8 protein-coding genes are annotated in these 13,142 nt (G+C 61.3%); 5 read left to right on the top strand and 3 right to left on the bottom strand.

Annotated features, from left to right (window positions below):
* Positions 1-72: 72 nt before the first annotated feature.
* Positions 73-507 carry a MarR family transcriptional regulator gene (locus D882_RS0105370; protein WP_027922287.1) on the bottom strand — a complete coding sequence of 145 codons (435 nt, stop codon included), beginning with the start codon at positions 505-507 and terminating at the stop codon, positions 73-75.
* 119 nt (positions 508-626) lie between these two features.
* The gene (gene recQ, locus D882_RS0105365) at positions 627-2,753 is read right to left on the bottom strand and encodes a DNA helicase RecQ (RefSeq protein WP_027922286.1); all 2,127 of its coding nucleotides are present in this window, start codon (positions 2,751-2,753) and stop codon (positions 627-629) included.
* A gap of 410 nt (positions 2,754-3,163) precedes the next feature.
* On the opposite strand from recQ, the gene D882_RS0105360 reads away from it, so the two are divergent.
* From D882_RS0105360 to D882_RS0105340, 5 genes are all read left to right on the top strand, one after another.
* On the top strand, positions 3,164-3,751 hold the full coding sequence (locus D882_RS0105360; RefSeq protein WP_027922285.1) for a YecA family protein: 588 nt from the start codon (positions 3,164-3,166) through the stop codon (positions 3,749-3,751).
* Positions 3,752-3,761: 10 nt separating this feature from the next.
* The gene (locus tag D882_RS0105355; protein WP_027922284.1) at positions 3,762-4,166 is read left to right on the top strand and encodes a YbaN family protein; all 405 of its coding nucleotides are present in this window, start codon (positions 3,762-3,764) and stop codon (positions 4,164-4,166) included.
* Between the two features lie 96 nt (positions 4,167-4,262).
* Positions 4,263-4,970: a cysteine protease LapG gene (gene lapG, locus D882_RS0105350; RefSeq protein WP_027922283.1), complete on the top strand. Its 708-nt coding sequence runs from the start codon at positions 4,263-4,265 to the stop codon at positions 4,968-4,970.
* Between the two features lie 22 nt (positions 4,971-4,992).
* On the top strand, positions 4,993-6,933 hold the full coding sequence (gene lapD / locus D882_RS0105345) for a cyclic di-GMP receptor LapD (protein WP_027922282.1): 1,941 nt from the start codon (positions 4,993-4,995) through the stop codon (positions 6,931-6,933).
* Between the two features lie 392 nt (positions 6,934-7,325).
* On the top strand, positions 7,326-7,691 hold the full coding sequence (locus D882_RS0105340; RefSeq protein WP_027922281.1) for a DUF6124 family protein: 366 nt from the start codon (positions 7,326-7,328) through the stop codon (positions 7,689-7,691).
* A 138-nt stretch (positions 7,692-7,829) separates the two neighbouring features.
* Here the strand turns inward: D882_RS0105340 and D882_RS0105335 are convergent.
* Positions 7,830-13,142: Ig-like domain-containing protein (locus tag D882_RS0105335; RefSeq protein ID WP_027922280.1), on the bottom strand; the 5,313-nt coding region annotated here is incomplete at its 5' end.

Here is a 13,142-nt window from a genome sequence, read left to right as displayed (position 1 = left end):
ACGATATTGCCTAGTAGTTCTTTATAGTCTGCCCAACGGGGGTATCTCAAAAGTCTGGCGGGTGGTTATGCCTCAAGATTTTTCCAGGTTGGCCAGAATGTGCCCGTGAACCCGCATGCACACCTTCAGATCCGCCTCATCGACGCCCGCGAACAATTCGTGGCGCAGTTGCGTGGCAATGGTTTCAATTTGTTCGATCAGGGGACGGGCCGGCGCGCAGAGGACAATTTTTTTCGCCCGACGGTCTTCCAGAACAGCTTGGCGCTGTACCAGGCCCTGGGATTCAAGGCTGTCGAGCAAACGGGCCAGCGTCGGCCCTTCGACACCGACGCTTTGCGCCAGCTCACGTTGGGTCGGGGCTTCCTCGAAACGGGCCAGGTGCAGCAGCACCAGCCAGCGTGCCTGGGACAATCCCAGCCCGGCGAGACGGCGGTCCAGTTCGGCACGCCAGCCACGCGACATCTGGGCCAGTTGCATGCCAAAGCGGTGTTGATCGGTTAACGGCATAAAACACTCATGATTAGACTGAAATTAATTAAAACTAATTATTAGTCAGCTAAGCATGGCCGTTGGCTTGAGGCAAGGTTTGGTCTGTAGTGAATCGTTACATCAACCTACAGGGCCACTCAAACCTCAAATTCCGATTGCAGGGCGGCACGCACGCAGTACAAAACGCCTTCCGGCACTCGCCCGGCAAACAGGGCAGCGATCTCAGAAACCGCTGGCAATTCACCTTCGCCGTCGAGGAACGCATCCTGGACTTCGCCCATCAATTCTTCCGGCAAGTCCAGCGCTTGTTCCAAAGACAGCTGCTGCTTGCCAATCGCTTCGGCGAGCATGGTGTAGACGTTCTTTTCCGAGCATTGCAGCTGACCGGCGATTTGCACCGGGGTCATGCCGGCGCGAGCCAGGGTGATCAGTTCGTGGCGCACGTCGGCCACGACTTTCGGTGCCTCGACCTGACCGCCCAGCACTTCGAGGAAGGCCTCGCCGTAACGCTCGAGCTTGCGTGCACCGACACCGCTGACCGTGGCCATTTCTGCCAGCGACGTCGGCTGGCTGCGGAGCATTTCCAGCAACGTCGAATCGGGGAAGATGACGTACGGTGGCACGCCATGTTCTTCGGCCAGTTTGCGCCGCAAGGCACGGAGCGCCTCCCACTGCTCGCGCTCTTCGCCACGCACCAGTTGGCTCGCCTGGCTCTTGCTGCTTTTCGCGGTGGTTTGCGGCTTGAGGTCGCGGCGCAGCTCCAGGGTCACTTCACCCTTGAGCAGCGGCCGGCAGGTGTCGCTCAGGCGCAGGCCGCCATAGCCTTCGAGGTCGATGTCGGCCAGCCCACGGGCCACCAGCTGTCGGAACAGGGAGCGCCATTCGCTCTCGCCCATCGCCTTGCCGACCCCGAACACTGAAAGATGCTGATGACCAATGCTGCGGATTTTTTCGTTGTCCTTGCCCAGCAACACGTCGACCAGATGCCCGACGCCATAACGCTGGCCGGTGCGGTAAATCGCCGAGAGCGCCTGACGGGCCGGCTCGGTGGCGTCCCAGGTCTGCACGCCGTCGACACAGTTGTCGCAATGGCCGCACGGCTCGGGCATGTCTTCGTCGAAGTAGGCCAGCAATGTCTGGCGACGGCAGCGGGTTTCTTCACAGAGCGAGAGCATCGCGTCGAGCTTGTGCTGCTCCAGACGCTTGTGGCGCTCGTCGCCTTCGGAGTTCTGCAACATTTGCTTGAGCATCACCACGTCTTGCAGGCCGTAGGCCATCCAGGCGTCTGCTGGCAGACCGTCACGGCCACCGCGACCGGTTTCCTGGTAATAGGCCTCAAGGGATTTCGGCAAATCGAGGTGAGCGACAAAGCGCACGTTGGGTTTGTCGATGCCCATGCCGAACGCCACGGTGGCAACCATGATCAAGCCTTCCTCGTTAAGGAAGCGCTTCTGGTGATGGGCCCGGGTTTCGTTGGGTAAACCCGCGTGATACGGCAGCGCCGGGAAGCCTTGCTCGCTGAGGAACACCGCCACTTCGTCGACTTTCTTGCGCGACAGGCAGTAAACAATACCGGCATCGCTGCGTCGCTCGGCAAGGAACGCGAGCAACTGCTTGCGCGGCTGCTCCTTGGGCACGATGCGGTAGAAAATATTTGGGCGGTCAAAACTCGACAGGAAGCGTTCGGCGTCTTGCAGATGCAGGCGCTCGACGATTTCTTCGCGGGTACGCTTGTCGGCCGTGGCGGTCAGGGCGATGCGCGGAACGTTCGGGAATAACTCCGCCAACTGCCCCAATTGCAGGTATTCGCGACGGAAGTCATGGCCCCATTGCGACACGCAGTGCGCTTCGTCGATGGCGAACAGGGCGATTTCAAGGCTTTGCAGGAAGGCCAGCATGCGCGGCTGGACCAGACGCTCGGGCGCGAGGTAGAGCATCTTCACTTCGCCGCGCTTGATGCGGGCCGCCAGATCGCGCTGTTGCTCGGCGCTCAGCGTCGAGTTCAAGGCTGCGGCCGCGACGCCCAGCTCTTCGAGGGTGGCGACCTGGTCGTCCATCAGTGCGATCAGCGGCGACACCACCACGGCCAGGCCTTCGCGCAACAGCGCCGGCACCTGGAAACACAAGGATTTGCCGCCACCGGTAGGCATCAGTACCAGGGCGTCGCCACCACTGGCCACGCGCTCAATGATTGCACCCTGACGGCCACGAAAACTGTCGTAGCCGAAGATGTCCTTGAGGACGCGTTGAGCCTGTTCGAGCATAAAAACTCCAAAAATCACAAAAACATCCCTGCAAGGCTGGTTCAGAACCACGCACGCTGCACTGACAAATCGTAAGTGCGCGTTGCATGACGCTTCACATTCCAGCCGCGACGCCAGCAGGGCATCACAAAACGCGCGAGTATACCCGAGCCCTCCCTTGCGCAGGGCACCGCTGATAAGACACATCAACCCAATGCAACAAAGAACCCTGTAGGGGAGTGAGACCGGCTTGCCGGCGATGTCGGTGGGTCAGTCAACATTGATGTTGAATGTGGCACCGTTATCGCGAGCAGGCTCACTCCTATAGGGAATGCGGTGTTCTGAGGCTGCAAATATGCCGCGCGGCTGGCCTGAGCGCTCAAGAAGGCCTAGAATTCCCGCATCTGTTTATTTCCCAAGGTAGCCCTTTAATGTCCTTCGCTGAGCAACTAACCCGTTTGCAAGTCTTCCTCGACGCCGACGAACTGCATGACGAGGCGCTGGACTACGTGGCCGCCCACGGCTACCTCACTGCGCTGTCGATCTGCTCCGAAGAAGTACCGGACCGCGAATGGATCGACGCCCTCTTCGCCGAAGAGCCGCACTACGCCGACGACACCGAGCGTGAAGCCATCGAATCCACCCTGCTGGCCCTCAAGGCTCACATCGCCCGCCAACTGGCGTCCGATGAAGAGTTCGAGCTGCCGTGCGAGCTGGACCTGGGCGAAGATCCGGATGACTCCGACCTGCGCGGCTGGTGCATCGGTTTCATGGAAGGCGTGTTCCTGCGCGAAGCCGCCTGGTTCGAAACCGCCGAAGACGAAGTCAGCGAAATGCTCCTGCCGATCATGGTCGGTTCGGGCCTGTTCGACGAACAGCCAGAGTTCGAAGACATCGCCAAAGATGCCAACCTGATGGACGACATGATCGTACAGATCCCGGAAGCCCTGACCGCGCTGTACCTGCTGTGCAACGCGCCAGACGAAAAACCGGCGATCCTCAAGCCACGTCATCACTAAGGTCTTGCCTATGGACAACCCCATAGGCAACCGCTCCCTGATGTTGCGTTACGTGCTGCTGGCCATCGGCTGGCTGAGCGTAGCGCTGGGGGTGATCGGGATTTTCCTGCCGGTTTTGCCCACCACGCCCTTTCTGTTACTGGCCGCTGCGTGCTTCGCCCGCAGTTCGCCGCGTTTTTATCAGTGGCTGGTGGAGCATCCATGGCTGGGCCCGTGGATTCGCGACTACCTCGACGGCAACGGCATCCCCCTCAAAGGCAAGGTCTACGCCATCGGGCTGATGTGGGTAAGCATCCTGTTCTCCTGCTACCTGGTGCCCCTGCCGTGGGCGCGCGGCTTCATGCTGACCAGCGCCGTGCTCGTCACGATCTACATCCTCAAGCAAAAAACCCTGCAAAAACCTCGATCCCTGTAGCAGGTCCGTGCAGGTCCGTGTACCCACCCGACAATTTGTCCATCCTCGCCCAAAACACCGCCTAGACTTCAGTCATCTGCACGCGAGCAGCCAGACATGTCACGTCGTCCGCGTAGTCCAGGATGGTCAACGCTCCGACTTCGGCTCGGCGGCTGGTTGCTGTTGTCCAGTTTTCTACTGACAGGGTTGGGCAGTGTCCTTGCCGACTGGGACTTTGCGCAGATTCTGCAAACCGCCGAAAAGCGCTATGGCCCTCTCGGCCCCGCCAAGGGAAGAGTCGAGGCCTGGAGTCAAATGCTCAAAAGCGAACTCAAGCAACCCGAGCGCGAGCAACTGAATGCGGTCAATCAGTTCTTCAATCAGCAGCTGAATTTTCAGGATGACATGCGCATCTGGCATCAGACCGATTACTGGGCCACGCCAGAAGAATCGCTGATCAAGGGCGCCGCCGACTGTGAAGACTACGCGCTGGCAAAGTATTTCAGCCTGCGCTACCTCGGCGTTCCCAGCGAAAAACTGCGCATCACCTACGTCAAGGCCCTGGCCCAAAACCAGGCGCACATGGTGTTGACCTTCTACAGCAGCCCCACGGCCGAACCGCTGGTGCTGGATAACCTGATCGGCGAAATCCGCCCCGCGTCCCAGCGTAAAGACCTGTTGCCGGTGTACGCCTTCAACGCCGAAGGCCTGTACTTGCCCGGTGCCAACGGCGGCAAACGCAGCGGCGACACAAAAAAGCTGTCGCGCTGGCAAGACGTGTTGAAAAAGATGCAAGCCGAAGGATTCGCCGTGGGCGACGGCTAGCCGTTATAGCAAGGAGCGTTTTATGTCACTGCGCAAACAGTTGTTTCTCGCCATTTGCCTGTTCCTGCTGGTGGCCTTCAGCGGCAGTTTTTTTGTCAGTCTGGAAAGCTCCCGCGAACAGATGCTCGGCCAGTTGCGCTCGCATGCCCAGGACGCCGCCACCGCACTGGGTCTGTCGCTGACCGCGCAGATCGACGACCCGGCCATGATCGAGTTGATGGTCAGCTCGATTTATGACAGCGGCTACTTCCGCAGCATTCGCGTCGTCAACATCGTCGACGAACAGGTGTTGGTGGAACGCAGCGCCCCCGCAAAAATCGACGGCGTTCCAGGCTGGTTCGTCAGGCTCGTCAACCTGCGCCCCGAAGGCGGCGACGCGCTGATCATGCGCGGCTGGGAACAGGTGGCCCGGGTCGAAGTGTTGAGCAATCCGCAATTTGCCCTGGCCAAACTCTGGGACAGTACCCTTGGCAGCCTGCTCTGGCTGTTGGTCTGTGGGTTGCTCAGCGCGATATTCGGCGGTTGGCTGTTGCGTCGGCAATTGCGCCCGCTCGACAAAATGGTCAAACAGGCCGAGGCCATCAGCAAACGCGAGTTCCTGAGCCTGCCAAAACTGCCGCGCACTCCGGAATTGCGCCGCGTGGTACTGGCCATGAACCAGATGGTCGAGAAGCTCAAGGCGCTGTTCGCCGAAGAAGCCACGCGCAGTGAAAAACTGCGGGCCGAGTCCTATCAGGACAGCCTCACGGGCCTGGCCAATCGCCGTTTGCTGGATGAACAACTGGCCGATCATCTGTTGATCAGCGAACAGAGCAGCACCGGCCATTTGCTGATGCTGCGAGTCAACGACCTGATCGGCCTCAACCAGCGTCTGGGTGGTCAACGCACCGACGCGTTGATCAGCGCCGTCGGCGAGCTGCTCAAGCGCCTGACGCATTTGCCGGAACGTCGGACCTGGCTGGCGGCACGCAACCGCGGCGGTGAGTTCAGCCTGCTGACGCCGGGCCTGGATGGCGCCGACGCCGAACGCCTGGCCTCGGAAATCAGTGCAACGTTGGAGAACCTGCGCCTGACCGGCGCCAGTGATTGCATGCCGGTGGCGCATTTGGGCATCGTCCCCTACCACCCCGGCGAACCGGCCAGCGACGTGCTGCTGCGTCTCGATCAGGCGCTGACGCAAGCCCGGCAACATCCCGAGCGGCCGTGGGTGCATCTGGCCGACACTGCCACCGCGAACAACCACTCCCAACATGACTGGCGCGCCTGGATCGACGACGCCCTGACCCACGGCAAACTGCAGCTGTATTTCCAACCCGTGGTGCAATGCGCCGACACCAGCCAGGTGCTGCATCACAAAGTCCTTGCGCGCCTGCTCGACCCCAACGGCGAAGCCATTGCCGCCGGGCATTTCCTGCCGTGGATCGAGCGCCTCGGCTGGTCAGCGCGGTTTGACCTGGCGATGCTCGAAGCGACCCTCGACTACCTCGTCGTCAACCGCTGGCCCCTGGCGTTGAGCCTGTCCGGCAGCACCCTGCGCGACCCGGCGCCGCTGCGACACATCATCGACTTGCTTGATTCGCTGCCGGAACTGGCACCGCTGCTGACCCTGGAAATCGACGAACGCCAGTTGCCGCCGCCCGAAGAACTGCAGCGCCTGAGCCATAGCCTGCTCGATACCGGTTATGGCCTCGGCTTGCAGCACTTTGGTGGCAGCTTCAGCCAGATCGGCAACCTCACGCAGCTCGGGTTGGCGTATCTGAAAATCGATGGCGCGTACATCCGCCGCATTGATGTGCAGCCTGACAAGCGGCTGTTTATCGATGCGATTTTCCGCGCGACCAACAGCATTGATCTGCCGTTGATTGCGGAGATGGTCGAGACGCAGGGGGAGTTGGAGGTGATTCGGGAACTGGGGTTGTTTGGGGTGATGGGACGGTTGATTGGGCCGCCGGAGCCGATGTGAAGGGTTCGACCGCTCGTCTTACTGCCGACATCCGATGCGGAATAAACAGCGATGTTTAAAACACTTCCAGACACTCACTCCGGCTACGCATCCTTGCGCCGTTGCCTACGGCTACGTCAGAATCCGCCGGCTTGTGTGCTTTGACCCTGATCTTTATCGTTTCCGCATCGCTGCCAATCAGCGATCGGGTTTAGCGACCCGACCAGGTATAAGCGCAACACTTCAGTCTTACTGCAGGCGAACGTCTGCAGTTTCGATATGGCGGCTGTGCGCGGGAGACCCTCGGGTCTGCCGGGTCTTATACCTCTCGGTTCGCTAACCTGCGAACAGCCGCCACCCTTACTTGTTTAGCGACAGGTTCTGGTGGCTCCATCAGGTATAGGCGCTTCACCATGTTCAAAATCCCACCCACCCCACCAGAAACCGAAACCGACGACGTTTCCCCCTACGAATCCACCGATTCCAAAAAGCTCAACTCCGCCGCCGACCGCGCCCTCGACTACTACCTCAAACCGGTCATTCCCAAAGACACCCCGCGCAAACCCAGCACGATCTACTTCGTCAGGCCCGACACCGATAACGAAACCCTGCTGGTGAATGCCTGTGAGACGTTGGCGTCAGCGAGTGTGATGTTGAGTGATTTCGCGGGACAGTTGAATGGCCCGCAGCGCCACACGCTGCTGGGGATTCAACACTCGGTCATGCTGGGTGAGTTGGCGGTGAACCGGATGCTCGATAACGTCGATCCGCACGGCTAACTCTCCGCCCCCTCGCCACAATGACCGGGTTGGTAGTAGAGGTTTGTGGTGGTTGCTCGCGATTGCTTTCTCACAGACAACAAAAAACCCGCCATTCCTGACCCAGGAATGGCGGGTTTTGTCGTTTCAGCCTTCAGGTCACACGGTGTCCACCTTCAACGAATGGTCATTCAACATGCCATTGATGATGGTCGCCGTATCGTGCCCGCCCGCCACCACACCACCCGCCCCCGGCGTGACGCCATAGTGGCTGGCGAGGTTGACGCCGGCCAGGTCGATGGTCTGGTTCGGCGTGGCACCGGCCATGGCGCTGACGTCGATGCTGGTGACCAGCGAGGCGCCACTGCCGGTGACTTTGAAGTGCAGGTAGTCATCCAGCGACGCCGACGTGCCGTTTTCACCTTGCAGCAGTTGCGACAAATCGAGTTTGTCGGTGCCAGGAGTGAAGTCGGTGACGACGTCGTGGCCGCTGTTGCCTTTGAGCCACTGGAAGGTGTCGGCCCCTGCCCCGCCGGTGAGGGTGTTGTTGCCCAGGCCGCCGATCAGGAAGTCGTCACCACCGCCACCGTTGAGGATGTCATCGCCCAGACCACCGTTGATGACGTTGCTGCTGTTGTCGCCGGTGAGGCTGTCGTTGAAGTTGGAGCCGACCAGGTTTTCGATCCCGGTGAGGGTGTCGGTGCCGGCGCCTCCGGTGTTTTGCGGGGTGAGCAGGCTCAGGTCGACGGTGACCCCGGCGGTGGCGTGGGCGTAGCTCACGGTGTCGATGCCGGTGCCGCCGTCGAGCAGATCGTTACCGGTGCCGCTGAACAGCAAGTCATTACCGGCGCCGCCGTGCAGTTCGTTGTTGCCGGAACCGGCGGTGAGTACATCGTTGCCGTCGCCGGCATTGATGATGTTGTTGCCGGTGCCGGCTATCAATGTGTCATCGCCCGCAGTGCCGGTGAGGGTGTGGCCGTCCTGGTAGGTGATGGTCACGCCCGCGGTGTCGCTGCCGCCATGGTTGTCGCTGGCGGTGTAGGTGCCGTGGGCGTCCGGTGCGATGTCGTGGGCGCCGGCGTAGTTGACGGTCATGGTCAACTGGTAGTTCTCTGCGCCTTTGGGGTTGCTGCCACTGTTGTTATCAATGTTGGTGATGTGGATCTGATAGGTCCCATCCGACGAGGCAGTGATCGTCCCGCCGTCCGCGATGGTCGTGAAGGCGCCACCATTGAGCGAATACTCCATGGTGATGTGTCCGCCCGCCAGATTGTGATCCAGATTGAGGGTTTCACCCGCTTTCAGCTTCACGGTGATGAGGTCTTCATCATTGGCGTTGTTGGCAGCCACCTGGCCCAGATACCCGCTGACCACCAGCAGTGCCGTCATCGCGGCGGTGTTGGCCGCAAAAGAACTACGCACGTCTGCCAGGGCCTGGTTGGCCAAGGTGTCATTGGTGCCTTTGAAATTGATCGCACCGCTGCCGGTGAAGTCCGCGCCCTTGGCCACCCAGCCGGTGGTGAAGTTGGTCGGCGATGCGGTCAGCGGATCCTTGTCGGCATCGGTGTCGTTGGCCAGCAACAGCTCGCCCGGCACCACGATGTTGCCCGACAGCACGTTGGTGATGATGTGGTCATCGACTGCCACCGGCGCCGCGTTGGGAATGACTTTGACCGTCAGCGTGGAGCTGGCCAGGTCGCCGTCGTTGTCGCTGACGGTGAAGCCGATGTTTTCGGTGATGACCACGGCGGTGGTTTTTTGCGAAGTGTAGTTGTACTCGCCGGTGTCGAGGTTCACCACCAGCGTGCCGCCATTGTTGGTGGCGATGCTGATGCTGTTGTTCACCGTGTTGAACGTGCCGTGGTTAGCGCCGCCGCTGAAGTTCAGCGACCCCTGGTTAGCGTTGCCTTTCGGGTCGAAGGTGTACGTGGTGCCGTCGACCGTGAGGGTTTTGATGAAGCCGCCATCGGCGCCGAACGTACCGTTCTCCAGCAACGTACCCGTGACCGGCGCGCCGGCCACAGTGCCCGAAAGCACCGAGTTGAGTTGGGTGAGATCGGTCACCACCACCGCATTGGTGTCGGTGTGGGTGCTGCCGTCATAGGCCAGCGGATTGAGGTTGGCATTGCTCACGCCACTGCCCAGGCCGATCGCGTAGTTCTTGATGCCGTTGGCGTCGAGGAAGGCTTTGAGTGCGGCCTCGTCGGTAGTACCGATGTCGCCTTCGTTGGGTTTGCCGTCGGAGAAGAAGTAGCCGACATTCTGCGCACCGGTGAGTTTGCCGGACGTATTGAACGCCGTCTGCATGGTGGCCACGGCAGCGTCGTAGTTGGTGCCACCGCCCGCGGACAGCCCGGCGAGCAGCGTCTTCGCGGTCGCCACGTCGACCCACACCGAGGTCCGGTCAGTGGCGTTGCTGCTGAAGGTGACGAGTTGCACTTTCACATCGCCAAGGTCGTCGTACTTGTCGAGCAAGGCGCTGATGGCCTGTTTGGCCAGGTCCAGCCGTGACAGCCCACCCACCCCAGAGGGGTCGATCATGCTGCCGGAGATGTCGAGCACGATCAGTATGTTGGAGTCGATTTCCACCGCGGCCACCGAGCGATCCGAGGCCACCGCTTTGGGCACGTCATCAACAATGTTGACGACGATCGTGCTGGTGGTGCTGTTGCCCAGGGCATCGGTGGCTTTGTAGGTGAAGCTTTCGCTCAGGGTGTTGGGCCCGTCGTTGGCGTCCGGCGAGGTTTTCGGTGCCGACGTCAGGGAGTAGGTGTACGTGCCGTTGGGGTTGAGCAGGATTTGCCCGTACGTGCCGGTGGCGCTGCCGACCAGGCTGTAAGTGAGCGCGCCGCTGCCGCCGGTGACCGAGCCGACCAGCGTCCCGGTGGCGGTTTCCCCGGTGTTGCCCGGTTCGCTGCCGGTGACGGTGCCCGGCGCCAGGTCCTGACCGTCCTGGTTCAGGTCGAGGGCTTTTTCGTAAACCGTCACGTCCTGATCCACCACGGCTTTGAGACCGGTGTCGGAGACGTTGATGGTGATGGTCGTGGTGCTTTCATCGCCATCGGAATCGCGAATGGTGTAGGTGAACGTGTCAGTGGCGCCCTCCGGCCCCACCGAGTTCGGGTTGCTGTGGTACACGGCGTTGCCGGCGGCATCCAGGGTCAGGTAACCGTAGGTGCCATTGATATTGGTGCCCAGGCCGCCGACCGCCGAGGTCGAGGTGTTGCTGCCGGCACGTACACCAATCACCGCGCCATCGACCGCCGGACCGTCGGCGCCAAACACGTCGTTGCCCAGCACGCTGATATTGACCGTTGCGCCTTCGGCCGCACTCGCCGTATTCGGTGCGGCGGTAGGCAGGTCATCGACGATATTGACGTTGATCTGACCCGACGCGGTGCTGCCGTCAGTGTCCGTGGCCACCACGTTGAAGTTCTCGGTGAGGCTGTTGGCGCCGTTGGCGGTTGGATGGGTTTCGTTATCCACCAGGGTGTAGCTGTAGCTGATTACACCTGTAGTCGGGTTGTAGCCGGTGATGGTCAGCGTGTTGCCCAACGCGGTGACGAGGGTTTGCGGAAAGCCCGCCGCCACGCCACCGGCCACCACATGGATGCCGCCAACGTCGAGGGTTTGCAGGCCGTCGAGCGCGGTCACGGTGAAGGTGCCGCTCTGGGTCAGAGCCGGGGTGTTGGGGCTGGTGCCATCGCTGAGGTTTTTCTCGTAGACGGTCAGTTCGCCACCACTGACGTCGAGGCCGTTGAGGGTCACTGGATCGTTGGCGTTCTGGATGTTCAGCACCAGCGTGGCGGTGCTGGTATCGCCGTCGGCATCAGTAAGGGTGTAGGTGAAGGTTTCGGTGCCATTGCCGCCGCCGTGCAGGTTTTTGAAGTCGGCATCATTGGTGTCAAGCGTGTAGGTGTAGGTGCCATTGGCGTTGAGCACGAGGGTGCCGTACGTGCCATTCAGTGTGGCAGGCGTGATCGGCCCGGCATTCGGACCGGTCGCAACGTGGTCCGCCCCTTGAATGTCGTTGGTCAGGACGTTGCCGGTGAGGGTCAGCGCGTTCTCCGTCGCGGTCGCAGAGTTCGTGTCGTTCACCGCTTTTGGCACGTCATCGACGATGCTCACCACGATGGTGCTGGTGGTGCTGTTGCCCAGCGAATCGGTGGCCTGGTAGGTGAAGCTTTCGGTCAGGGTATTGGCGCCGTCGTTCGCGTGCGGCGTGGTCGTCGCCGGCGACGTCAGGGTGTAGGTGTACGTGCCGTTGGGGTTGAGCTGGATCTGCCCGTAGTTGCCCGTGGCGCTGCTCACCAGGGTGTAGGTGATCGCGCCAACCGCGCCGGTGACCGAACCCACCAGCGTGCCTTTGGCGGTTTCGCCGGTGCTGGTCGGGTCGCTGCCGGTGACGGTGCCAGCGGCCAGGTCCTGCCCGTCCTGGGTCAGGTCCAGGGCTTTTTCGTAGACCGTCACGTCGGTGTCGCGGGCCGCGACGATGCAGCTGTTCGAGACGTCGATGGTGATGGTGGTGGTGCTTTCATCGCCGTCAGCATCACGCACGGTGTAAGTGAACACGTCGGTTGCGCCCGCTGGGCCGACGCTGTTCGGATTGCTGTGATAGGTCGCGTTGCCATTGGCATCCAGCGTCAGGTAACCGTAGGTGCCATTGATGTTCGAACCCAGGCCACCGATGGCCGAGGTCGAGGTGTCGCTGCCGGCACGCACGCCGATCACTGCGCCACTGGCCGCCGGGCCATCGGCGCCGCCGATGTCGTTATCCAGCACGTTGCCCGTGACTGTTGCGCCTTCCGCCACCGAGGTGTGATCCGGGTTGGCCTTGGGCAGGTCATCGACGATGTTGACGTTGAGCTGGTTGCTCGCGGTGCTGCCGTCGGTGTCTGTCGCCACCACGTTGAAGTTTTCGGTGATGCTGTTGGCACCGTTGGCGGTTGGATGGGTTTCGTTATCCACCAGGGTGTAGCTGTAGCTGACCACGCCGGTGACCGGGTCGAACCCGGTGATAGTCAGCGTGTTGCCCAATGCCGTGACAATCGACTGCGGGAACCCCGCCGCTACGCCGCCGGCCACCACATGAATGCCGCCGACATCGAGGGTTTGCAGGCCATCGAGCGCGGTCACGGTGAAGGTGCCGCTCTGGGTCAGTGCCGGGGTGTTCGGGCTGGTGCCGTCGCTGAGGTTTTTCTCGTAGACGGTCAACTCGCCACCGTACACATCGAGACCGTTGAGGGTCACCGGATCGTCGTTGTTGTGGATCTGCAGCACCAGGTTGGCAGTGCTGGTGTCGCCGTCGGAGTCGGTGATGGTGTAGGTGAAGGTTTCCGTACCGCTGCCATTGCCGTGCAGCGCTTTGAAATCGGCGTCGCTGGTGTTCAGGGTGTAGGTGTAGGTGCCGTTGGCGTTCAGCACCAAAGTGCCGTAAGTCCCGGCGAATGTGCCCGGGGTGATCGGGCCGGC

It is taken from the genome of Pseudomonas sp. URMO17WK12:I12, assembly GCF_000514395.1.
In the GTDB taxonomy this organism is placed as follows: Bacteria; Pseudomonadota; Gammaproteobacteria; order Pseudomonadales; family Pseudomonadaceae; genus Aquipseudomonas; species Aquipseudomonas mucoides.
The sequence above is the reverse complement of the archived record's forward strand: the minus strand, read 5'-3'. Positions and strand labels throughout refer to the sequence as shown.